This is a genomic window from Alteromonas sp. 009811495, assembly GCF_028865455.1.
Lineage (GTDB): Bacteria > Pseudomonadota > Gammaproteobacteria > Enterobacterales > Alteromonadaceae > Alteromonas.
The window spans coordinates 3,660,388-3,684,190 of the sequence record NZ_CP113972.1 but is presented as its reverse complement, the minus strand read 5'-3'; the positions used below and the strand labels follow the sequence as shown (position 1 = coordinate 3,684,190).

Genomic DNA, 23,803 nt, shown 5'->3' with positions numbered 1-23,803 from the left:
GACCCGTTAACCACATCAATATTTCATAACGAGATAGTGTAATTAAACGCTATTGATAATATACTGTCTATTTGTACAGTTTTACGCAATATGGCGTTAATAGCAAAGGCAGGTTATGCGAAAAATTATCCACGTCGACATGGATTGTTTTTATGCCGCAGTTGAAATGCGCGATAACCCAGCGCTGCGTGATATTCCCATCGCCATTGGGGGGAGCTCCGACAGGCGCGGTGTTATCTCTACCTGCAACTACCCCGCACGTAAATTTGGTGTGCGCTCTGCTATGGCCACGGCTTATGCCATGAAATTGTGCCCAAACCTTACTTTGGTAAAGGGACGAATGGAGGTCTACGCCAATGAGTCACAGAAAATACGTAAGATTTTTTCCGACTACACAGACCTAATAGAGCCATTATCTCTAGATGAAGCCTATCTTGATGTTACCAACAGTCAGTTTTGTGGTGGTAGTGCCACGTTGATGGCAGAGGAGATAAGAGCACGCATTAAGAGTGAGTTGGGACTTACCGCCTCTGCGGGGGTAGCGCCTTGCAAGTTCGTTGCAAAGGTTGCCAGTGATGAAAACAAGCCTGATGGAATTTGTGTGATAACTCCTGAAAAGCTTGATGCGTTCGTTCGTGAAATGCCGCTTAAAAAGATCCCCGGTGTGGGCAAAGTCACTATGCAAAAACTTCAAAGGCTCGGTCTGACTACCTGCAACGATGTCAGGCAGTATCCCTTTGAGCGCATTCAGAAAGAGCTGGGTAAGTTTGGTAGTGTGTTGTGGGAACGTGCACATGGCATTGATGATCGCGAGTTGTCGGTGTCAAGAGAGCGAAAATCGATAGGCGTAGAACGTACCTTGAGCGAGGATATCCACACTCTAGAGCAGTGTAAGGCATATTTGCCTCATTTACTTGAAAAGCTTGAGCAGCGTATGGAAAATCACAGCAAACGCACGGGCAAACCCGTACGTTTGCGAACTCAGGGCGTAAAGCTAAAATTTAACGACTTTCAATTGACGACAGTAGAACATCGTCAAGCATCGCTCAGTGAGCGTTACTTTCATGAGTTGATGGAAGAAGCGTTTGAACGAGCTAATGGACGCGGGATCCGCTTAGTGGGTCTTCATATTGGACTTGCAGCACAGCACGCAACACAGCAACTTACATTGCCTTTTGATTTCTAAGCATACCAACAACTATTTATTGGACTTTAAAATGAATCACACACAGTTAATTACGCCAGGCCGCTACAAACACTATAAAGGTAATTTGTACGATGTATACGAGGTTGCCACGCATTCTGAGGATGAAACTAAACTTGTTGTTTATAGACCCTGCTATGGTGAACGAGCATTGTGGGTAAGGCCGCTGGACATGTTTATTGAAACGGTTGACCGAGATGGTGAAACATTACCGCGATTTGCCTACGTGGGAGATATCCCTAATGACGAAAAAATGATCTAATTTTGAAATTAGGTCATAGTGTAGAAGGTCTTATTTAAGAATAATAATACGCCCATAACACAAGGAATAACTCATGCACTCTGCAATTCGTTCACGATCTCTCATATTGACGGCATTGGTGGCCATATCTCCTTTGAATCTAGCTTTCGCGCAAGATAGGTTCGCTGATGTTGAAGTAAAAGCCACTGAAGTAAGAGGGGCTGTACATATGCTTACTGGTATGGGGGGAAATATTGGTGTTTCTGCTGGTGAAGATGGCGTACTTATTATTGATGATCAATTCGCGCCTTTGGCTGAAAAAGTTGCATCTGCACTAGGTGAACTGGGCAGCGACAAGCCTAAATATGTCATCAATACACACTACCATGGTGATCACACGGGCTCTAATGCGTTTTTCCATAGTCACAAGGGGGCAACCATATTTGCGCACGAGAATGTTCGTGTACGCTTGGCAAGTGATGAAAAAGTAAAACCTGAAGCACTGCCAACAGTAACCTATGATGATGGCATCAAAATTTACTTCAACGGTGAAACGGTTCACGTGATGCACCTGCCAGTTGGGCATACTGATGGTGATAGCGTTGTGTGGTTTGAACAGCCTGACGTACTACACACTGGCGATTTATTCTTTAACGGTATGTTTCCTTATATTGACCAAGGCGCGGGTGGTAACGTCGAGGGATATATGGAATCTGTGCAGCACTTACTTAATAAAATTGATGACGATACGGTTGTTATTCCTGGTCATGGTAAATTGAGTAACAAGAAGGAATACATCACCTTTTTGAATATGATCAGCGAAACGTTCAGCTACGTTAAATCACTCAAGCAAGATGGCAAATCTCTCGAAGAGGTCAAAGCGATGGGCTTAGACGACAAATGGGCTGACTGGAGTTGGAACTTCATTAGTGAAGAGAAATGGATAACTACTTTGTATACCGATGCTTAAGTAGCCATCAAGGAACCTAGTGGGGTGAGCAGGTTCATTCCACGCATTGGAGCGTGTTGCTTTTCCAAACCGAAAATGCAGCACGCTCGATAATTAGTTAGTGAAAGTTTGAATATAAAGTTGCTCTACTTTGTCTCTTGCCCACTGTGTTTTTCGTAAAAACTTTAGTGATGATTTCACTGAAGGGTCATTGTTAAAGCAATTTATTTTTATTCGGTAATACAAGCCCTCCCAACCATATCGTTCCTGCAGTTGAGTTACTATCTTTTCTAAGGTAACCCCGTGTAACGGGTTGTTAGGTTGCTGATCCATTATTAAATGCTGCTTTGTTGTGAATCTAAAAGCAAAGTTTATCACGAAACACGTAATACACTGACATTGTCCATGAAGTATTGTGGCTTATCGCAACCTTTAACTACGCCGCATGTTCTCAAAAAGCGAAGGCTCCCAAGGCCGCATTGCCATGAGTAAGCCTATATGCTGACGCTCTTCAATAGGAAGAGCGTTGTCTTCGCTACTTAGCTTGGCCGCTTCTTGGCGTAACTGTTCCAATCGGCGCTGAATAATGGCTACTGAGGATGGAGAGTAGCGACCGCGAAGATATGAGCGAAACATCCATGGTTCATTCTTTTTTGGGGCCATGAATTTCACCATCACCTCATTTTCCATAAATTTCGCCAACGGCCCACCTGGTATCCATCTAAAATCTTGCGCAATGAGCAACTTGTAACGGTTGTTGGGCAGTAGCTCAATGAGTTTGAGTTTATCAAGCGTTGTCATTAGCTTAATACCTTCCACTTTTTCAATGTTGTAGTGGCTAATAATTTCATCAAACCGCCACCCATCTCTTACGCATACCGCAGCTAACAATAACTTAGGGTTAGCCAGCAGTTTAAGCTCTTGCTCTTCAGAGAGTTGAGATATTTTTTCTTGCTGCTTTTGCGATAACTGAAAGAGCTCACTCAATGATAGGTGCAAACATTCACAAATTTGCTCGAGCTTTTCTAATGTGAAGGCCTGAAGTGAAAAATTACGCTTTACACTGGCTTCACTGACATTGAGTGTTTGTGCAAGCTGCTTGTAGGTTATCCGCTGCTCTCGTAAACATTGTTTAAGCGTGTCATAGATCAGATTAATCTGGCTCATGGTATTAAATATTTATACTCTTGGTGTAAATTAATACTACATTAATTATTATGGTTTACGAAATTTAATCCTCTCTCTAGTGTAGGAAGTGACGAAAGCAACATTTTAGCTTTCCACCTTAGGAGTGAGTGATATGAAAAATACACCATTAACATTGATGTTAGTCGCTGCGTTGAGCAGTGCTCTTTGTGTCAACGCTGTCTATGCTGACGATTCAGTAACGCACAGTGGTAAAGCAAGTAAGCATAGCGTACTTGCTGCGTCTGAAGGCCTAGCCTCTACCGCAACAGTCGCCAGCGCAGTAGTAGCTGCCCCAATTATCGTTACCGGCAGTGTGGTTCTTGCAACGGGAAGTGTGATTGCAGAAAGCGCAGATTCGATAGCACAAAGTAGACATTCACATACCAGTAATACTCATCACAATGGTCCCTTGGTGGTCACCGAAACCATTATTACGGCAGACCCTGCGCCAAACAAAGTAAAAGTCACGACAACCACCACGCGATAGGTGACGGTATGAAACGCTTTTTACTATTCATAATGGTGTTGAGTTCTGTAGCTGTTGGGCCTGTTTATGCTGGAAGTGAACAAACAGGCAAACCCAACTTTACACCTGAAGCCATAGCACAGTTTTCAAAATCGGTAGAGAGATATGCTGCCGCTGAGGGGGCAAGAGCATTTATTATTGCCAGACGTGGGCGACCCGCAGAAGATTTGCCAAATGGCATACGCTTTACACATACAGCGATTGCCATCTACTCAAACATTGAACTAGATAATGGTGATATTGCAAAGGGCTATGCCATTCACAATTTATATCAAGATGCAGATCAACCCGATATTAGCCATCTTGTTACGGATTATCCGGTCGATTTCTTCTGGGCGGCATATGCATTAGAGGCCGGGATCATCATCCCCACACAGGAAGTGCAAGAGGCACTTGTAGAAATGTATCTGCAAGATAAAGCTAAATTGTTACACAACCCGCGCTATTCGGTCATCGCTAACCCGTTCAATAGTGAACGACAAAATTGTACCGAATACACTTTAGATGTTTTGAATGCAGCAGTGTACTCAACCACTGACGTCGGGCAATTAAAAGTGAATGCAAAAGCGTACTTTGAAGCGCAAAAAGTGCATATGAGTCGAACGAAACTTGGTTTGGCTAGTATGTTTAGCGACGGCATAACAACCCGTGATCACGGTAGAAAAATTGAAACCACAACGTTTGGCAGCCTAGCGCGTTACATGGATAAATATGACCTTGCAAGTCATGCGGTAGTGTTTACACAAAGTGGTAAAACGGAAATTCTTTAGGAGAAAGACATGCAGCAAAGTATCAAACCAACAAAAGCATTTCGAATAGCGTCGATTGTAGCCTTAGTTGTGGGTGTAGGTGCATATTTCATTGGACTATACAACGCGCCAATGGCACTTAATGAGAAAGGGTACTACTTCACCATTATGTTGTTTGGCCTATTCTCGGTGATCAGTTTGCAGAAAACAGTCAGAGATAAAATGGAAGGTGTTCCAAGTACCAAAGCTTACCTTTTAGCCTCAGGCGTAGCGGTATCAAGTGCAATAGTGCTCTTGGTTATCGGGCTAATAAATGCCGAGCTACTACTTAGCGAGAAAGGATTCTTTGGTATGGCGTTTACATTAAGCTTGTTCGCCGCCATTACTGTGCAGAAAAATGTGAGAGATGGCGCTGCACTTGAATTAAACGGCACAACCGCGCAGCACAAGCCCAAAGAAAAAATTGAAGAGGGAAAGAGCGACAACTCTCGATATTTAATGGAAGTTGAGCAAACGAAGGCCAAAGTTAGCCAATAAAAAGTGTAAGACGAGATGCTAGTTTAACGAGGAGCCAACTAATGTTGGCTCCTTTATCGTTTTGTATTAAGCGTGTCTTTTACGCTTTGAAACAAATAGCAGTAGCATGCCGATTAACAGCGTTGGCATCGTCGTGGGCGCTGAAACGGTTGTCGCAGGTTCATATTCATAGCTTACCGTGATGTTACCTTGCCAACGTGCGTTCGCATTGTAATAGCACTCGTTCCCCTTACATTGAGTGAATTTTACAGAGTTTATTAAGGTAATTAGAAAGCGTGCTTGCTCAAAGTAGCTAGTATCATTTAACGCCAATCCATTCAGACTGAGGTCATAATCGTAAGTTTGCGTATTGCTTTGTGAGCAACTACCTCTAGAACCAGTACAGGAAATGTTCAGCGTGCGGCCATTGTCGTTTAAGTAAAAGTATCCAGCTCCATTTTCAAAAATACGAAAGTCTGCGCTGTGCTCGCCTTTAGCATTTGCACTCACACTACACCCGAAAAGGCACACATTAGAAGTGTAACCACTTACTTTCTTATATAACGTCAATGTTGAGTCAAGCTCAATAGTAACGTTTAGCAAATTACCAAGTGATGAATCAAAACCATTGATATATAGGTTTTGAACGGTAGAGTCAGTGGTTGTGCCACTAGAGTTAACGTATTGATGGTAATCAAAGTTAAGTGATTCGCTAGTAATCATGCTTGCTGAGCTTGAAAAGCTTACGAGGAGCAAAAAAGCAGAAAGTAACTTGTTCATTACATATACCTTGTGGGTGACTTCATGTATTTTTATTTTCTGCCAGAAGCAAATTGTGATCCATTTTTTAAGTTTATGAATAATTTGAATATTTTCGCTATTCCTATTGAGTGGTGTAAAATAGTTTGACGTTTTTTTCCATTTACGGCCAATTCGTTTGCGAAAGACCTATTTTGAACAATCTCTGGGGACTTGTCGGTTCACTCTAAGGACGAATTGATTAGTAGACATACCTTGCGTATGCTCTGGCAGACTATAGTTATTAACTGATATGAAGGCAAAATAGGCTGTGTGTGAACTTTTAGGCATGAGTGCCAATACTCCTACAGATTTGTGTTTTAGTTTCACAGGGCTGACCCGCCGTGGTGGTGAAACCGGCCCTCACAAAGACGGCTGGGGCGTTGCATTTTACGAAGGTAAGGGAGTTCGAATGTTTCATGACCCTGAACCTTGTGCCACATCGCCCATCGCCGATTTTGTATCAACCTTGCCGATTAAGAGTAAAAACGCAATTTGTCATATTAGGCAAGCCAATGTTGGCAATATTAATCTTGCTAATACGCATCCTTTTACGCGTGAGTTATGGGGCCGATATTGGGTTTTTGCGCACAATGGGCAACTTCCGCAATTTACGCCTTCAAGCGGAGTATATGAAGCAGTCGGGGATACCGATAGCGAAGCTTTGTTTTGCGATATTATGAATAATGTGCGGCAAAACCTTTCTCGTGATACAGCGCCAGAAGTGCTTGCACAAACACTCGTTACTTTAGCGCAGCGTTATGCTCAACAAGGCGTTTTTAATTGCTTATTGAGTAACGGCGACTGGCTGTTCACGTTTTGCAGTACCAAACTTGCTAGTATTACGCGTCGGGCACCTTTTGGCCCTGCATGCCTTAAAGATGTCGAAGTGGAAATTGATTTTGCCGCTGAAACTACCCCTAAAGATGTGGTAAGCATTATCGCTACCGAGCCGCTAACCAATGATGAGCAATGGGACATTTATGAACGCGGTGAGTGGAAACTGTGGCAAGAGGGAGAAGTGATTGCTTGTGGTAAAGTTGATGTACCTGAACACAAAAAAGAATCTGAAATGGTGTCACCAGACCCTTCTCTTCACTCAAGTTGTTAAATAATAATACAATACCAGCTGCAGTACACTAGACATTCACTATGACAACGCGTCATGCAGTTTATCCTTAATCAGTTGATAGCGGGCGGGTAGTGAACTATGCGGTGTTTGCACACAGTATAGCGGCTCTGTTACCTCATTCGGACCATCATGAACAGTCAACTTACTTGCAACATGGGTGTATGCTAACGTGCTTTTTGGGAGCACTGTGAATCCATGCCCTTCACTGACCGGCAGAAGAATTTGTGACAACTGGTTGATATAGCCTGAATGAGGCAGCTTGTTTGGATTTAGGCTTGCAAGTTTTTCCTCGCCACTGTCTTTGATGTAACGCTGTAAGTAGTGCATCGCATCGGGATGATTGATCAATCCAAGCTGGTTTAATCGCCTATCAATAGGGATTGGGTTACCGTCTTTGCTGCCCTTTATTGGCATTGCTGTTTTGGGGAGTATAAGCGCGAGTGTTTCCTCACCCACATAGGTGCAGTCAATATCTTCTGTACTAGGGCTATTGGTCACTATTCCAAGGGCAATACTGTTGTCTCGAATGCCCTGTAAGATAGTACGTCGAGGTGCAACTTCAACATGAATGGTCAGGGCGCGATGAATTGATTGTAATTTAAGTAATGCAGGGTAGATACGTTGCGCTATCGCACCAGAGCACGCCACCACACATTTACCTTCGAACGGCGCATCAAACTGCAGGCTCTCGATAAAGTCTTGTTCTTTGTTTATTTGGGCACAAGCATACTCATAAACCCGTCTGCCTTGTTCAGTCAACTGAATGCCTTTACCTAATCTCACGACTAGTTCGCATCGGCATGCTTCTTCTAGTTTCTTAAGATGCTGGCTTACGCCGGGCTGCGTCATAAATCGTTGCTCGGCTGTTCGCGTAAAATTTCCGGTCTCTACGAGCGTTATAAACGTATCTAACCATGTTGGATTGAGCATAGGTATAAATTTAAATTATCAATTTGAGAATTAATGATAATTTCATATTTTCTGTATGTCTAGCTAGCATAAATGCACTTTCAATTAAGCAAAACCGCAGGAGTGAGTTATGACTGAAGCAGTAAAGACACCGTACCCACGTACGTTTTCGCACATAGGTATTTCAGTACCTGATTTAGAAGCCGCAGTGAAGTTTTATACTGAAGTACTTGGCTGGTATCTGATTATGAAGCCAACTGAAATTGTTGAAGATGACTCTGCCATCGGGGAGATGTGTACAGATGTGTTTGGCCCAGGGTGGGGGAAGTTTCGCATAGCGCATCTTTCAACTGGCGATCGCGTAGGTGTAGAAATTTTTGAGTTTAGTAACCAAGAGGACCCAGAGGATAATTTCGAGTACTGGAAAACCGGTATTTTCCATTTCTGTGTTCAAGACCCAGATGTAGAAGGCTTAGCTGAAAAGATCGTTGCCGCGGGTGGTAAAAAGCGTATGAAAGCCCCTCGCTACTATTACCCGGGTGAAAAGCCATATCGCATGATTTACATGGAAGACCCATTTGGCAATATTCTAGAAATTTATAGCCACAGCTATGAATTACACTATGCCAGCGGCGCTTACGAATAAGCACAGAGCCGATATTACAGAGTGCGTGTTGAGCTTTGCTGAACAAAGCGAAACGCAAAGTGCAACACGCATTATTTCATATAACCAAACCTTTGATTTATCTAAATTTTCGATTTAACCAAACCTTCCCGATACGTAGGGATTTGATGACTTTTCTGTAGCAACGGTTGTCGTTGGCCCATGTCCCGGATAAATAGTCATATCATCAGGTAATACCATGATTTTCTGCTTTATCGAATCGATGAGTTGTTGATGATTGCCTTGAGGAAAGTCGGTACGGCCAATAGAACCTGCGAAAATAATATCCCCCACAATGACCTTGTTGCTCGCGCGCTCAACCAGTGCAACATGCCCCGGGGTGTGGCCCGGACAATGCAGGACATCAAGGGAAAGGTTTCCTACTTGAACTGAGTCATTGTCGTTTAACCATGTATGCGGTGTGAACGGTTCAGCGGGTGGGAACCCAAACATTTGGCTTTGTTGTAACAATGCATCTAACCAGAATTTATCACCAATATGTGGGCCTACAATCGGTACGCCATAATGCTCGGCTATTGCCACTGTGCCGCCTACATGGTCTAGGTGCCCGTGGGTCAGTATCACTTTTTCAATTTCCACATTATGGTTTAACGCCGTGGCAATCAGCTTTTCAGTTTCGCCACCGGGGTCGACAAACGCGCCCTTGTTGGTCGATGGGTCCCAAATTAGTGAACAATTTTGGGCAAAGGGGGTAACAGGAATAACGACAATTTCCACGTAAAAACCTTTTTATATTGCGAAATCAATATCGAGCATTATACATCGCTAGCCTTTGGCTGCATTATCGCACGTGAGTTCTGCTGCAAATAGTATAGAGAAGTGCTCCTACTACAAGTTCACCGAGTAAGAACTGCCATGCACTTGTCGAAGATTGTGTGACTGACCAGATGCATACTAAAAGCGCTACAAAAGGTAGTAGACGATTAACTATAGTGGGTGACTGAGTGAGTTCGTGCTGAGCACGGATAAGCACAACAATACACACTGCATATACGACAAGTCTTGCAAGTACACTGGAAATAGCAAGCCATACAAAGCTGCCACTTAATGCCATGAGCCCAGCAAAAATACCCAAGGCCAGTATAGATATGTGCGGTGTAGCAAACCGCTGATGCACGCGACCTAGGCCATTTCTCCCTAACTTACCAGGTATCAGAGATTGGTGCGCCATAGAGTAGGTTAAGCGCGAGGTAGAAATCATATTAGCCAGAAGGTTTCCTGCCACTGACACTACCGCTGTAAATGTCATGACCAGCGCTCCAGTGTTGCCGAATATGATGTTAGCCAGCGTGATAAGTGGTGCATTTTGTTGTGGTTCAAGTTGCTGTTGTGTGCCAACGGTATGCCAGTAAAGCCATTGTACACAGAAGTAAAACAAGGCGATGCTGGCCACAGTGAACATTAATGCGCGCGGAATAGTTTTCTTTGGCGAGCTTGTTTCGCCGCTTGTCACTACAACGGTTTCAAACCCGATAAACGCATATAAGGTTAAAAGCGCACCGGCTGAGATAGTATCCAACGCTGGGATCACAAGTGCATTGTCTTGAGATGTATTAAACACGCTGAGGTCTAGTTGCCAATAACCCACAGCAATAAGCACGACAAAAGGGAGTAACTTTACTAACGAGAGTGTATCTAGTGATCGCATTGCGGCTTTTAAGCCCACAATGTTCACCGTAATTAACGCTGTTGTTATCACAACGATGGCGATAGATTTACCAATGCCTGTATTCAGCTCAGGCCATAAATATCCCGCATACAGCAAGAGTACATGCATATTTGCGGCAATTGCCGTTGCCCTAGCAAGATAGTAAATAAAACCCGTTTGAAAGGCAGCGGCATCACCGAATCCTTTTCTGGCATACACTACATACAGGGGCCACCCGTTTCTTGATACAGCTTGCAAGTTGCCCAAAACACCATACAACGGTGAGCATAAGGGCACCGAAAATCAAAAATATGTACGGGCTAAATGCGCCAAGTTCGCAGCCATCTTAGCGGGCAGCGCGAAAAAAAAAAAAATACCTGCACCAATTAAGCCATTTAAAACTAACAAGGCGGCGCCAAGGCCGCCAATACCGCGCTCAACAAGCCAGCGTTCGAAACAGAATGTCGCATACAGTATTAATTGCTTTTTAAATACGTTTTTGCCTGCCACATAAGTAGCATGTACTTTTGTTTTCCAAATATCTTTAGCATCAATTGTAAAAATATCTTGGTCCACAAGGATAAAGTCGGCCCATTTTCCTGGCGTTAGCGTGCCAAGGGTATCTTCCATGTGGCCGGCGTATGCTGCATCCAGAGTAAAGCCCTTAAACGCTTGTTCGATGGTCAGCGCCTCATGAGCATACCAACCTTTTACGGGCTGGTTATTGCGATCTTGGCGGGTAACCGCTGCATGAAGACCGTAGAAGGGGTTAGCAAGTTCTACGGGGAAGTCAGAGCCCAGCGGCAACGCTATACCTGAATCAAGCAGTGTCTTCCATGCATAAGCGCCTTTCATCCGGTCCTTTCCAATGCGATCCTCAGCCATGTTCTTATCGCTCGTTGCGTGGGTAGGCTGCATTGATGGCAAAACGCGCAAAGAGGCAAAACGAGCAAGGTCGTTTGGGGCAATAACCTGTGCATGCTCAATGCGATTACGAAGCTCGCTACCGCCAATAGTGTCAAAGGTCGACTCAAACTCGTTTAGTGCAACATGGTTAGCTTTGTCGCCAATGGCATGGTAGTTAAGCTGAAAACCTGCACCAATAACGGTTGTGAAAAGCTGAGTCATATCTTCAGGTTGCGTTAACAACAAACCGTGCTGATGAGGTGCGTCTGAGTATGGGGCAAGTAGTGCAGCACCTCTACTTCCTAAGGCGCCATCGCCATACGCTTTTACTGAGCGAATATACAAGAAATCTTGTTTATCGCGAATTACACCATTGCCAAGCATGGTAGAAAGCTCGGGATCTGTCGCGCTAACCATAGCGTAAATGCGTACAGGTAAATCGCCCTCTACAGCTTCTTTTAGGTAGAAATCGTAAACGTCTCTACTTACACCCGCATCGTGCATCGATGTGATGCCATTTGATAGTAAGTGCTCACCTGCTGCGTGCAGTTGCTGCTCATATATCGCATTGCTGGCTTTAGGCAGATATTCTTCAATCAACAACGATGCATTATCAATAAAAATGCCCGTAGGATTTCCATTTGCATCTTTAATTATTTCTCCACCAACCGGCGGAACGGTATCTTTGGTGATCCCAGCCAGCGCCATGGCTTTGCTGTTTACCCAAGCGGCGTGGCCATCAACACGGGTCAGAAATACAGGGCGGTCCGATACAACTTTGTCTAAATCTGCGGCAGTTGGAAATGCTCTGTCTGACCACAGCTCTTGGTTCCACCCTCTGCCTGTTATCCACGACTGCGTATTGTTAGCAAAGGCGTAATCAGCCACCATACTGGCGGCATCTTGTGCACTTTTGCTATCGCGTAAATTCACCTCAAGTAGATTCGCGCCAAGGCCAAGCAAGTGCCCGTGAGCATCAATAAGCCCAGGAAGCATCACTTTTCCGTCACCATTGATAGTGCTATCGATATCATATTTGGGGTTATCTTTCTCAGGTGAGATATTTAGCGCTACAACTTTGCCGTCATCTATCACCAAGTTCGAAAAGGTCATGAGTTTGCCATCATTATCAAGCGTGTACCCTTTGACATTATCAACTAACGTTGCTGCATGAGTAACACTTGCTAAGGCGCCTAAACAAACACTCAGCGCCAAAATAGATGCGCGCGCTAAGCAAGATTGTCTTATCGAATTAAGTCCACTTAGTGCTACTTGAGTGGTAGTCGGGTAGGGAGTTGTACTCATATCGTTATTCTTCTTCCATGTTTTCGTCGGTATCTAAAATGGGGGGCTGCAGGAAAAAGTCGCGTTCCCAAATTTTAGCCATTGCACTTTGACTTATATTTCCGCCAGATAGTATGACCAGCGCAGTTTGCCCTTTAGGCGTATTTGCTGCCCAAGACGCGACAGCCGCCATTGTCATTGCGCAGGTGGGCTCAATATGCAGTTTTAATAAATGATGAAGCCATTGTGTCCAGTAAGCGATTTGAATTTCGTCTACTTCATAAAAGTCGTCAAGCTCTTGTAAAATGGGAAAGGTAATGTTACCTACCGACGGAGTGGCAGCGCCGTCAGCGAGCGTGGTTGGCGCTTCTTTAAGCGCAATAATTTCTCCGGCTTGCAGCGACATTGAGGCGTCGTTTGCAGCGGCAGGCTCAGCGCCAATTACTAAGGCATCAGGTTGTAGTGCTTTAGTTGCTAGTAAAGTGCCAGATAGCAACCCTCCACCTCCACACGGAGCAAATACAGCATCAACATGGCCAACTTCCTCGAGGGCTTCCAGTGCAGCGGTGCCTTGACCGGCAATTATGTCTTCGTGATTAAACGGTGGCATCCATACCGTATCGCTCGCTTTTGCCGCTTCTTTTACGGCATTATCGGCCTCGATACGGGTTGGAAAAAGTTTGAGGTCTGCACCATAACTTTGTGTTGCGGCAGCTTTTATAGGGGATATGTTCTCACTTGCAAATACGGTCGCCTTTATTCCAAAGTGTGCTGCCGCATAAGCAACGGCTTGGGCATGATTACCAGAACTATTGGCTACTACGTATTTCGGCAAACGGCCTTCTTCTTTTAAACGGGCGAGAAAATTCATTGCGCCGCGGATCTTGAAAGCACCTATGGTTTGCAGGCATTCCGCTTTAAATAGAATACGCTGTCCCATCCACTCATTAAGTAAGCTTGATTCGACAATAGGCGTCTGTTTTACGTGTTGTTTTATTCGCTCAAAAGCCTGTTTAATGCTCTCGAACGTAGGCATTGAAGACGTTGAATTCATGTAACTAGCGCTCTTTTTTATTTATAAGTCCTACGTTATCACTGTAAATAGGACAATTCATAATATTTTCATATTTCTCGCGTAGGCTTTGCACGCAAGCGTTCAACGAGTGTTCCCCATGTTAAAACGAATAAATCATCGCGTTTATGCTTTACCGACGATGTTATTCATATTCCTTAGTACATTGTTTTTATCCGCAGGGATTTATCTTCAAGAAGATGAAAAGCGGGCACGAATTTCCAAAGCACAGTCTGTTGCTGAACAAGTCAAAATTAGCTTAGAAGTATTCTCAACCGAACGGGTTCAAGCTATTCAAAACCTAATGCTGAATTGGCCTACCTTCGAACCTAATCAGGTTGATTGGTTTAATGCGCAGGCTATGTCACTAATGGGCATGCAAAAAGGGTTTAGTTCTCTGGTCTTTATAAATGAGAAGGGCACGATACAGTGGGTCGCCACACCGTCTTTAGGTATGCGAACACGCATTGATAATGCACTTATAGGCCTACCTATGGATGCATTGGGTTTAACTATCGCCAACTTATCTGAATCACTGGAAAGCACGCTTATTTTTTCTGAAAAGACCAACCATCACCATATATTGGTTGGCCGCGCTATCAGTCCGCAAGAGCCTGAACATGGCTATGTGGTAGCAGGTTTCGATGTTCAAACTATTTTAGGAGTAATGCTAGGAGAGTTGGTGGGGCCTCAATTTAACTTTGAGATGATTGCCGATGACAGTTTGTTATTTAAGAGCGGTGAATTGATAAGCGATGGCACTATTGTGTCGCTTTCTCCGTTTCCTTTTATTGAGCGCCAGTTAGTGCTGTCGATGCAGTCTCAACTTAGCCCTTACAATCCTGGAATGTTGGTCATTGTGATAGGGTTACTGATGTCTGCCTTAGTCAGTTACGTGTTTCACAAACAACTCAAAGGCGCCCTAAAGCTTTCGGCTAGTCAGCAGCGTTATCTCACTGCCAGCGAGGCTTCTCTTGATGCGTTGCTTATTTATCAACCCAAAGCTGATGATTTTCAGTTGGTTGAAGCGAACTCCTACAGTAAATATCTATTTCGAGGCGCATGTGACGTACTAAAAGAGATGACGCTATCCGAACAAATGCGCTACCTGTGTTTTGACGGCGACTTCGTACACGTTACTCAAGTTGCAGAAACAGGTATACCTTATGAAGCGCATATTGCTGCAACATCTGATAAGGTTGCGCCAGAATGGCTTAAGGTGCAAGTGGTGAAGGCGGGCAGCAACATTGCGATAACCATACGCGATGTCACCGAACGTTTTAGAGCTCAGCAAGATTTAAAGCGCAGCGAAGAGCGCTATCGGCGTCTTGTAGACGGCATGCAACGTCACTTCGTTTACACCAAAACTGCCGAGCATAGCTTTGTTTATGTGAGTGCAGGTATTGAAGATATATTGGGTTACAACACCAAAGATTTTTGTGCTGATGAGTCTAAATTTGTAAGGCAAGTGCCTGACGAAACATTTGAGATACGCCAGACTATTGCACGAGGCGAAAAGCCAGAGCCATATTTAGTTCACTATCGTGGTAAATCTGGACATGATCATATTATCGAGTTCTCCGACACGCCTATTTTAGATGAAGATGGCTTATTGATTGCCGTAGAAGGTATTGCTCGCGACGTAACCAAAGAACTCGCTCTGCAAGAAGAGGTGTACTTTCAGGCAAATCACGATCAACTTACAGGGCTACTCAACCGCTATGCCTTTGACGCACAGCTTCGTTCGTTGTTAAGCGACTTAACACAAGACAAAGCAAGCGCGTCCCCCAGTACTAATGTCACGCCGATATCACTGCATGAGCAATGCGGTGCACAAGTGAAGCAAAGCGTAATGTGCTTTGTTGATATGGACCGCTTTAAGCTGGTTAATGACAGTTGCGGCCATCCCGCTGGCGACAAGTTGCTAAAAGAAATTTCTACCATATTTAGGCAATATGTAAATAGCAAAGACCTGTTGGCACGTATTGGTGGTGATGAGTTTTGTATTATCTTTAGAAATCAACGGTTAGACGACGTTACAAAGGTACTTGATAAACTGCTTATTGCGATTTCTAACTACCGCTTTGTGTACGATGATAAGCTATTTTTTGTTGGTGCTAGCATTGGTGTTATTGAGATAAACACCAGCACAACAAGTGCAGAAGCGCTAATTAAAGCGGCTGATAACGCCTGCTACAAGGCAAAACACTTAGGTCGCAATCGTTACTTTGTGTACAGGGAAAGCGATGGTCAAATGGCGATTGACGATAGTGAAAATCAGGTACTACACGCGCTTCATCGTGCGCTGCAAAACGATGGCTTTGAATTGTATAGCCAAGCCATAATGCCTTTGTCTGTGCCTGACGGTGCACATACTTCACAGCTCCAACATTACGAAATTTTATTGCGACTTAATTCAAGCGAGGGAGGCTTGGTAAGCCCAGGGTTATTTATACCGCTCGCTGAACGTCATGGTCTGATGAATAAAGTGGATTTATGGGTAGTGGAGAATACGCTTAAAACACTAGAGCAAAACCCTGCTCATATCGACAATGTTGGAAAAGTCGCGATCAATTTATCGGGCATTACCTTAGGTGACGAAATGGCGCTGCATAAAATTACACAGCGCCTTCAAAGCACGAGTGTACCTGCAGAAAAAATCTGCTTTGAGATCACAGAAACCACCGCGGTAACTAACCTTAACGCCGCCAAACACTTTATTTCGACGCTGCGTGATATCGGTTGTAGCTTCGCACTCGATGATTTTGGTGCGGGTATGTCTTCGTTTACTTACCTTAAAAACCTAGACGTAGACTATGTAAAGATTGACGGTTCCTTTGTTCGAAACATTGTTCACGATCCAATCGATCATGCTACAGTAACTGCGATAAATAATATTGCGCATAGCATGGGTAAACAAACTGTGGCTGAATTTGTTGTTGATAAAGCAACAGCAGATGTGCTTCGTGAGTTAAAGGTCGATTATGGGCAGGGTTTTGCCTTAGACAAACCCAAGCCACTTGCGCATCGAGTTCAATGGCGAGTAAAACTTGCCTCTGCCTAGAAGGAAATTAATATGGGCTTATTTGATACTATCATGGGAAATGCCAGTGAGACGGATGCCTCGGACGTTCAGGAAGAATTGTCACCAATCCTTGCAGACAATGAAGTGGTGACGTCGGCATTTAAACTGGTCCGTGACTTAAGTGTTTTCACTAATAAACGTCTTATCCTTATTGATAAACAAGGTTTGACAGGACGCAAGGTGAACTATCATTCAATTCCGTATAAATCGATTACGCAGTTTATTGTAGAGACTGCGGGGCACTTCGATACGGATGCAGAACTCAAAATATGGCTTTCAGGAAAAGCCGACGCTATCGAAATTGAATTGAGCGCATCGTCTGCCCAAGCTGTTCAGAAAAACCTAGCAACGCAATTGTTTGCTTAATAGGGCTGATTCGAATAATAAAAAAGCGGGCTACATGCCCGCTTTTGTGTGTCAGTAATAATGTGTTTTAAAATACAACACTTACTGTTGCAGAACAGGTCGTAGTGCCTGCTTCACATACTTGATAGCTGTAAGTGCCGCCGCCTTTGCGATTTAGAGCATCTGTGTAAGCACCATCGTTGGCTGTTGTCGCAATAACACTGCCGTCACGGTAAACATCAACATTTGATGATGTAGCATCTGCCCAAGAAAGGTCTACGCGTTGCGTACCTTTTACTTTGTAGCCTGTAGCGCTCAGCGTTAGGTCACCCGTACCGCCTGTATCACCGCCGCCATTGTCGCCACCGCCGTTACCGCCAGCACAACCATTTTGAGTAAGGTAAGCGTCCATATCGGCAGCTTTTACAATACCATATCCGAAGAAGTCATCTTTACCTGCGGCACCTGCATCTTGTGCAGTTGCTTTCAGCGCGCTACGAATTTCTTCACCGCTACATGTAGGGTGATTAGACCATACCAATGCCGCAATACCTGCTACTGCTGGTGTCGCCATTGATGTACCGCTCATGTAACCGTAATCGCTTGCGCCAATAGAAATATCGATAGTGCTTGCGACAACTAGAGCACTTCTATCTTCAAATGCAGCGCCGACTGCCGGAATGCTTGTATCGTTGGTATCACCCAGTGTGCCGTAAAGCATGCCCGGTTCGTTATTAATAACAACTGCACCTACGCCACCAGAAAGTTCACAGTTATTAACTTTGTCATAAAACGACACGCTACCACGGTCGATGACACACACTTTGCCTGCCGCATTTGCATCAACACTGTCACCCAATCCGAAGAAATAAGTAGACGCTGACGCGTTTCCTGTATTTTCCATCGCAGATGAAGCGAACCCAACGCCATCCGCACTCATTGTTGAAAGTGAGGCGCCGCCTGCTGGATAGGTTGAAAGCGTATCAACACCGCCAGCGGTAACTTCCACACAGATGGTTTCATCTGTGGTTACGCGCTTGCCGCGGCCAGACGTACATGAAGGATATTGAGAGAAATCAGCAATGTTGTTGTCGGCATCGTTTGCTCCAATCATCATGACTGAAGAGTAGCCTGCTGGGTATGAACGCACGCTGTTGCCATCGTTACCAGCAGCCGCTACTACAAGACCACCTGCAGCAACGAAGTCTTTAAAGGCATTTTCTTCGGTAGAATTTGCACCACCGCCACCAAGACTCATATTGATAATATTAGCCCCTGCCTGCGAACAAAGTTGGGCTGCTTGTGCTAAGTCAGATGAGTAACCCCAACCTGCTGCGTTGAATACCTTGATGATATGCATATCAACGCCCGGTGCCATACCCACAACACCAAAGCCGTTATCTGCAGCGCCGATTGTGCCCGCAACGTGTGTACCGTGTGGGCCGCCGTTATCAAACCAGTTACCTGTACCTGGATCGTTGTCACCAGTAATGCCTGCCCAGTTAAAGTCAGCATTAGATGAGTCTAAACCCGAATCTATAACACATACCTTCATGCCAGCATTGCTGTTAAATGCTACCTGATCGGCTTGTGATTGATATACTGCGTAAGGAGTAAGCTGGGTTTGCTCAGGGTTGCCCGCATCATCGTTGTACAGGGCCATAGGCTTACGTACTAAGTCTGCTTCGACTAACTTAACGTGTGGGTTATTCAAAATACCTTTTACGTCATCTAGCGATTTACCGCTAAATGTTGCTGCAATAAAGCCGTCCGCATCCACGTGAATATCCGCTCCAGATTGCTTCGCAATTGCTTTCACAATGCCTTTTGCGTTGTTGTCTACTTGGATAATGTAACGGTCGTTTTCTGCAAGAGCGCTGAAGCTTGAAAGTGCCAAACCAGCTGCAATAAGAGAAGGGGTAAATTTATTATTCTTCATAGGTACCACTCTGTTCCACCTGTTGTTTAATCCCACTTTTATATTTGTTTTTTACAGTGGGTAAGCAAAATGCTCACTTTCGAACCTACACTATGAAAGAAAAATTTAACAAACCTTGTAGCAAAAAATTATTATAAAGTTTAATACGCAAAAAAAAGGGTATAACGATAAATTTCAGTTATACCCTTATATATCATCTAGTTATTTCTATTTTAGCGTTCTTTCAAAGAAATTGGTTATTGTCTTGTATAAGTGAATACCCGTTTGCTTTCCGCGAATACTGTGTTTCTTACCCGGGTAATCCATGGTTTCAAATGGAATAGCCAAGTCTTGCAGATGCTTGTATAGCATTGTTGAATGGGTAAACAAAACATTGTCGTCAGCCATTCCGTGATAAATAAGCAAGTCGCCTTTTAAGTCCTTCGCATAGGGAAATACTGACGATGCAGTATATGCCTCATTGTCGGTGTTAGGGTTGCCCATGTAGCGTTCTGTATAATGCGTATCGTACAAACGCCAGTCAGTTACTGGCGCGCCTGACACACCGGCTGCAAAATAATCACTTGCTTTAAACATGGTCATAAGCGTCATGTAACCGCCATAACTGTGGCCGTGTACACCAATTCGCTTAGCATCAACAAATGGCAGTGTGCGTAAGAACTCAACGCCTGCTACTTGGTCATCAACTTCAATAAAGCCCATCTTCTTATAGATTGGATCTTCAAAGCCTTTGCCGCGATAGTTTGAGCCGCGGTTATCTAGCGTAAACACTACGTATCCTTGGTCTACCCAGTGTTGGAAAAGTAAACCGCGGTTGCCTGCCCAGCTATTCGTCACTACTTGGGCGTGCGGACCGCCATATAAGTAAACAATAACCGGGTGTTTTTGCTGTGGATTGTCTTTTGCACTTTGTGGCGTGTAGATGCGGTATTTAAGTGTTGCACCGTCTTTAGTAGTAATGTCACCAAATTCAGGCGCTGTCCAGCTGTCCATGTAGGCGTAAAGCGGGTGGCCTTGTTCAACCTTATTCTCTTCAAGCCACGTAATACGCTTACCAGATGCATCGTTTAGGCTAACTTGAGCTGGTGAATTGATAGTAGAAAAGCGGTCAATAAAGATTGACGCGTCTTTGCTGAACGCTGCACTGTGATAGGCACCAAGCTCAGTTACGCGACTGATCTCACCGCCATCTAGAGAAACGCTGTAAACATGGCTTTCTAGTGGAGTGTCTTTGCGACCAGAGAAGTAAAGTGTATTGTTAGCAAGGTCGATAGCTTCAACATCATCTACCACCCAGTTGCCTTTTGTTAGCTGTTTAACTAACTTGCCGCTGTTGTCGAAAAGGTAAAGGTGCTTGTAACCATCTCGCTCTGACGCCCAAATAAATTGGCCCTTATCTTTTAAGAAATAAAGGTCGTCGTGCAGGTTAACCCAAGTATTACTGGTTTCGGTTAATAGCACATTTTGCTTACCTGACAAAAGGTCAAACGCACGAAGCTCTAGCGTTTGCTGGTCGCGGGTTTGCCATTGATAAGTAAATGTCGTGCTATTTGGCATCCACTTGCCGCGTGCAAAGTAAATGTCTTTATTTTCGCCTAGGTCAACCCACGTACGTTCGCCGGTATTGATGTCTTGAATAGCGAGTTCTACAACAACATTTGGCGTTCCTGCTTTAGGGTATTTTTGCTCGATAAGCTTGATATCGTCAGCGTAAATCTCCGAACGAGTAATAACGTCTACCGGGCTTTCGTCCACTTTGGTGAAGGCAATTTTACTTTCGTCGCCAGACCACCAGTAGCCTGTCATGCGGCCCATTTCTTCTTGGGCGACAAACTCAGCCATACCGAACTTAATGTTGCCACCACCTTCTTTGGTGATAGCCATTTCTTTGCCAGACGCGATGTGTTTTACGTATAGGTTTTGGTCGCGAATAAAAGAAATGTAGTTGCCTTTGGGCGATAGTTTGATATCGGTCTCGAATGCGTCGGTATCAAGAAGCTGCTTTGCGCCTTTCTCGCCAAGCTTGTGATAAAATACATCACCGCCTAGCGGGAATAAAAGGGCTTTACCGTCATCAGACCATTGATAGCTTACAATGCCGCTACCCGATAAACGCATACGCTCGCGTCGCGCTTTTTCCTCGTCTGATAAAACTTCTTCGCCGCTAGATAAATCATTAGAATCGAATAGCATGCGGGTCTCACCACTTTCGATGTGGTATTCCCATAGGTCGAGACGTTCGTAATCGGTTTGTTTACCTTTTAAGAAGGTTACGCGTTGTCCATCAGGGGATACCTTTAATGAACGCGGTGCGTTGCCATCTAACGAGGGAGAAGAGAAAATACGCTCAATAGTGAGCGTTTCAGCGTTTAAAGCAGTAGAGAGCATAGCGGCTCCAATCAAAAGGGCTTTTTTCATTTTTATCTGCATATTTACCTGTCGAAGGTTTGATTGTAGAGAAACCAGTTAATGATACAAGGTGTGAAGTATGAAAACCGCAATCGTGCTAGGAGCGACAGGTTTGGTGGGACGAACGCTTGTAAATATACTTTTACAAGATAGGCGTTATACAGAAATCACCTGTTTAGTGAGAAAACCGCTATACGGCGCAGATGTTTAATGACCCTCATAAAAGGTTAAAACCAGTTGTTATCGATTTCGATAATCTGCAGGACTATCAGGGGTATTTTAGTGTTAATCACGTGTACTGTTGTTTGGGAACAACACTAAAGGCCGCAGGCTCAAAGCAAGCGTTTCGCCGTGTAGACTTTGAATTTGTGCACGTTGCGGCGCAGCTAACACGAGCACAACGCGCTGATAGCTTTGTGTGGATATCATCAGTGGGGGCAGATGCCAAAAGCAGTAATTTTTATTTGCGAGTAAAAGGTGAGCTAGAAAACGCCATAATGCGCATGCCTCAACTTCCGCACGCCTCTGCCGTTCGCCCCTCTTTGTTACTCGGGGAGCGCAATGAATCACGCTTTCTAGAAGATATTGCACAGAAAACTGCGCCAATATGGCAAACAATAATGAAAGGACCACTAAAAAAGTATCGTCCTGTTCATGCTATTGACGTTGCTAGGAATATGATGTCTTTGCAAAAGTGGTAGAATAGTACCGCGTATTTGAAGTTAGTGCATAGTGATTAAACAGGCTTATTGGAAAGCAAGTCACTAATATCAGTTATAAAGTATGGTAGTTCTATCATGTTTCATTGTAAGCAGTTTTCTGTGGCGCAAGATAATTGTGCCATGAAGGTCAATACCGATAGCATGATATTGGGAAGTTGGGCTAATGTTCAAACCGCAAGCTCAATTCTTGACGTTGGAACGGGGTCGGGAATATTGGCCCTGATGATGGCGCAAAAGTCGCAAAACTCGCCCACAAAGGCGTTTATTGATGCGATTGAAATTGATGATAGCGCTGCAAAACAAGCATCACTAAACTTTGCCAATACAAAGTGGTCGTCAAGATTGCGCCTTATTCATTGTGATGTCACACAATTTAATGCATCACAACCTTATGACGTGATAATTGCTAACCCACCTTATTTCGACGCAAACACGAAAAAGACAAATGCTTATCGCTTGCAAACGAGTGCGCGAACCGTTGCTCGGCAAACCACGAATTTAAGTCCAAGTGATTTCTTTCGCTTTTGCGCCAAAAATTTAGCTGATGAGGGTGTGCTCTACTGTGTTTATCCGCACTCATCATTAACTGAAGTAATAAATTGTGCCGCTACACACAAGTTGCACCTCTCGCGGGTACTACATGTGAAGCACAACAGTCAAAGCCAACCCTATCTATGTGCCATGCGATTTAGCCGGCATGAAATGAGAGAAGTGCTACCAGAGCACCTTGTTATACGTACACAGGACAACGCGTATACCACTGAGTTTAAAAACTTGTGTAAACCATTTTATTTAAAATTCTAACAAGAGAACTTTTTCATGCTCATTGTCGCTGAAGCGTTTGGAGCGCTTGCCGTCATTCTTAATTTTATCGGCTATCGACAAAATAACGTCGACCGTTACTTGCTTATTTCTGCTTTTGCACTGGCCGCGCTAAGTGCTCACTTCTTTATGCTTGATGCTATGGCTGCAGTGTTGGCACGTTACTCGCGAGTTTGCGAAATTTTATTGCGATTAAATACCGTAGCAACGGCATACTGTTTTTATTTGTCGGGGTTAATGTAGGTTTCTTGTTGTACGAGTGGTTTGTATTGTCACATCCCTGGATTATTTTTATTGCCTACGCGTCTTCCCTTATATTTACCGTCGGCTCGTTAGTCATTCGCGATACACACACAATTCGCAAAGTTTTTCTTGTCGCGGAAACGCTAGGGCTTATTTATGCTTTTTCTGTAGGCAGTATTTTCGGCACAGTATTTAATGTGAGCAACTTAATCAGCATTGTAAGCAAACTGAAAATTCAGCGCAGCGTAAAAAAGCACAAATAATCATCGCCTTTGCCCCTCGCTTTAAAGGCGAGGGGCGCGGTCCTTTCCACCCTCAAAAACCTCTCTACGCCCTGCCAATACTCACTATCCCAAAGTTTAATAAGCTAAAGTTCAATGGCAGATAAGGTATTAAAGCGTATTATTATTAATCAATAAGTATGATTTCAG

At 44.2% G+C, this 23,803-nt stretch carries 21 protein-coding genes and 2 pseudogenes; 13 read left to right on the top strand and 10 right to left on the bottom strand.

What is annotated here, in order from left to right; genetic code table 11:
- Positions 1–115: 115 nt before the first annotated feature.
- The 3 genes from dinB to OZ660_RS16585 all read left to right on the top strand — a co-directional run bounded on the left by dinB (position 116) and on the right by OZ660_RS16585 (position 2,415).
- Positions 116–1,186 carry a DNA polymerase IV gene (gene dinB, locus OZ660_RS16595; protein WP_274741695.1) on the top strand — a complete coding sequence of 357 codons (1,071 nt, stop codon included), beginning with the start codon at positions 116–118 and terminating at the stop codon, positions 1,184–1,186.
- Between the two features lie 31 nt (positions 1,187–1,217).
- A complete protein-coding gene (locus OZ660_RS16590) occupies positions 1,218–1,466 on the top strand; it encodes a DUF1653 domain-containing protein (protein WP_159627765.1) in 249 nt (82 codons plus the stop codon).
- Positions 1,467–1,539: 73 nt separating this feature from the next.
- Positions 1,540–2,415 (top strand): MBL fold metallo-hydrolase, encoded by an 876-nt coding sequence (locus OZ660_RS16585; protein ID WP_274741694.1) that lies wholly within the window; start codon positions 1,540–1,542, stop codon positions 2,413–2,415.
- Positions 2,416–2,508: 93 nt separating this feature from the next.
- Here the strand turns inward: OZ660_RS16585 and OZ660_RS16580 are convergent, their stop codons facing one another.
- On the bottom strand, positions 2,509–2,727 hold the full coding sequence (locus OZ660_RS16580; RefSeq protein ID WP_202262531.1) for a VF530 family protein: 219 nt from the start codon (positions 2,725–2,727) through the stop codon (positions 2,509–2,511).
- Between the two features lie 99 nt (positions 2,728–2,826).
- The gene (locus OZ660_RS16575; RefSeq protein ID WP_274741693.1) at positions 2,827–3,561 is read right to left on the bottom strand and encodes a helix-turn-helix domain-containing protein; all 735 of its coding nucleotides are present in this window, start codon (positions 3,559–3,561) and stop codon (positions 2,827–2,829) included.
- A gap of 133 nt (positions 3,562–3,694) precedes the next feature.
- Here OZ660_RS16575 and OZ660_RS16570 point away from each other — a divergent pair, with 133 nt between their 5' ends.
- Genes OZ660_RS16570 through yiaA form a run of 3 tightly spaced genes read left to right on the top strand, consistent with a single transcriptional unit; the run spans position 3,695 to position 5,394 of the window.
- Positions 3,695–4,069 carry a hypothetical protein gene (locus OZ660_RS16570; RefSeq protein ID WP_274741692.1) on the top strand — a complete coding sequence of 125 codons (375 nt, stop codon included), beginning with the start codon at positions 3,695–3,697 and terminating at the stop codon, positions 4,067–4,069.
- 8 nt (positions 4,070–4,077) lie between these two features.
- Positions 4,078–4,878: a DUF2145 domain-containing protein gene (locus OZ660_RS16565; RefSeq protein ID WP_274741690.1), complete on the top strand. Its 801-nt coding sequence runs from the start codon at positions 4,078–4,080 to the stop codon at positions 4,876–4,878.
- A gap of 9 nt (positions 4,879–4,887) precedes the next feature.
- Positions 4,888–5,394, top strand: coding sequence for an inner membrane protein YiaA (yiaA, locus tag OZ660_RS16560; protein WP_274741689.1), 507 nt, complete (start codon positions 4,888–4,890; stop codon positions 5,392–5,394).
- Between the two features lie 66 nt (positions 5,395–5,460).
- On the opposite strand, the gene OZ660_RS16555 is transcribed toward yiaA, so the two are convergent.
- A complete protein-coding gene (locus OZ660_RS16555; protein WP_274741688.1) occupies positions 5,461–6,153 on the bottom strand; it encodes a choice-of-anchor E domain-containing protein in 693 nt (230 codons plus the stop codon).
- Between the two features lie 289 nt (positions 6,154–6,442).
- Here OZ660_RS16555 and OZ660_RS16550 point away from each other — a divergent pair, with 289 nt between their 5' ends.
- Positions 6,443–7,282, top strand: a complete 840-nt coding sequence (locus OZ660_RS16550) for a class II glutamine amidotransferase (protein WP_274741687.1) — start codon at positions 6,443–6,445, stop codon at positions 7,280–7,282.
- Between the two features lie 39 nt (positions 7,283–7,321).
- On the opposite strand, the gene OZ660_RS16545 is transcribed toward OZ660_RS16550, so the two are convergent.
- A complete protein-coding gene (locus OZ660_RS16545; protein WP_274741686.1) occupies positions 7,322–8,233 on the bottom strand; it encodes a LysR family transcriptional regulator in 912 nt (303 codons plus the stop codon).
- Between the two features lie 109 nt (positions 8,234–8,342).
- Here OZ660_RS16545 and OZ660_RS16540 point away from each other — a divergent pair, with 109 nt between their 5' ends.
- Positions 8,343–8,858: a lactoylglutathione lyase family protein gene (locus OZ660_RS16540; RefSeq protein ID WP_226433459.1), complete on the top strand. Its 516-nt coding sequence runs from the start codon at positions 8,343–8,345 to the stop codon at positions 8,856–8,858.
- 114 nt (positions 8,859–8,972) lie between these two features.
- On the opposite strand, the gene OZ660_RS16535 is transcribed toward OZ660_RS16540, so the two are convergent.
- The 4 genes from OZ660_RS16535 to OZ660_RS16520 all read right to left on the bottom strand — a co-directional run bounded on the left by OZ660_RS16535 (position 8,973) and on the right by OZ660_RS16520 (position 13,789).
- Positions 8,973–9,614: an MBL fold metallo-hydrolase gene (locus tag OZ660_RS16535; RefSeq protein WP_274741684.1), complete on the bottom strand. Its 642-nt coding sequence runs from the start codon at positions 9,612–9,614 to the stop codon at positions 8,973–8,975.
- A gap of 64 nt (positions 9,615–9,678) precedes the next feature.
- On the bottom strand, positions 9,679–10,803 hold the full coding sequence (locus OZ660_RS16530; protein ID WP_274741683.1) for an APC family permease: 1,125 nt from the start codon (positions 10,801–10,803) through the stop codon (positions 9,679–9,681).
- A gap of 45 nt (positions 10,804–10,848) precedes the next feature.
- Positions 10,849–12,756 carry an amidohydrolase gene (locus OZ660_RS16525; protein WP_274741681.1) on the bottom strand — a complete coding sequence of 636 codons (1,908 nt, stop codon included), beginning with the start codon at positions 12,754–12,756 and terminating at the stop codon, positions 10,849–10,851.
- A gap of 4 nt (positions 12,757–12,760) precedes the next feature.
- Positions 12,761–13,789 carry a serine/threonine dehydratase gene (locus OZ660_RS16520; protein WP_274741679.1) on the bottom strand — a complete coding sequence of 343 codons (1,029 nt, stop codon included), beginning with the start codon at positions 13,787–13,789 and terminating at the stop codon, positions 12,761–12,763.
- Positions 13,790–13,907: 118 nt separating this feature from the next.
- Between OZ660_RS16520 and OZ660_RS16515 the strand changes: the two genes are divergently transcribed.
- Positions 13,908–16,871: a putative bifunctional diguanylate cyclase/phosphodiesterase gene (locus OZ660_RS16515; RefSeq protein ID WP_274741678.1), complete on the top strand. Its 2,964-nt coding sequence runs from the start codon at positions 13,908–13,910 to the stop codon at positions 16,869–16,871.
- Positions 16,872–16,883: 12 nt separating this feature from the next.
- Positions 16,884–17,258, top strand: a complete 375-nt coding sequence (locus tag OZ660_RS16510) for a PH domain-containing protein (RefSeq protein ID WP_159627791.1) — start codon at positions 16,884–16,886, stop codon at positions 17,256–17,258.
- A gap of 67 nt (positions 17,259–17,325) precedes the next feature.
- Here OZ660_RS16510 and OZ660_RS16505 read toward each other — a convergent pair whose 3' ends face one another.
- Together OZ660_RS16505 and OZ660_RS16500 are read right to left on the bottom strand one after the other, a co-directional pair.
- Positions 17,326–19,176 carry a S8 family serine peptidase gene (locus OZ660_RS16505; protein ID WP_274741677.1) on the bottom strand — a complete coding sequence of 617 codons (1,851 nt, stop codon included), beginning with the start codon at positions 19,174–19,176 and terminating at the stop codon, positions 17,326–17,328.
- Positions 19,177–19,383: 207 nt separating this feature from the next.
- A complete protein-coding gene (locus tag OZ660_RS16500) occupies positions 19,384–21,594 on the bottom strand; it encodes a S9 family peptidase (protein ID WP_274741676.1) in 2,211 nt (736 codons plus the stop codon).
- Between the two features lie 70 nt (positions 21,595–21,664).
- Here OZ660_RS16500 and OZ660_RS16495 point away from each other — a divergent pair.
- The 3 genes and pseudogenes from OZ660_RS16495 (at position 21,665) to OZ660_RS16480 (ending at position 23,635) form a co-directional block, all read left to right on the top strand.
- Positions 21,665–22,286 (top strand): annotated as a pseudogene (locus OZ660_RS16495) (NAD(P)H-binding protein).
- A gap of 120 nt (positions 22,287–22,406) precedes the next feature.
- Positions 22,407–23,111 (top strand): tRNA1(Val) (adenine(37)-N6)-methyltransferase, encoded by a 705-nt coding sequence (locus OZ660_RS16490; RefSeq protein ID WP_274741675.1) that lies wholly within the window; start codon positions 22,407–22,409, stop codon positions 23,109–23,111.
- A gap of 15 nt (positions 23,112–23,126) precedes the next feature.
- Positions 23,127–23,635: pseudogene (locus tag OZ660_RS16480) on the top strand (YgjV family protein).
- Positions 23,636–23,803 lie beyond the last annotated feature (168 nt).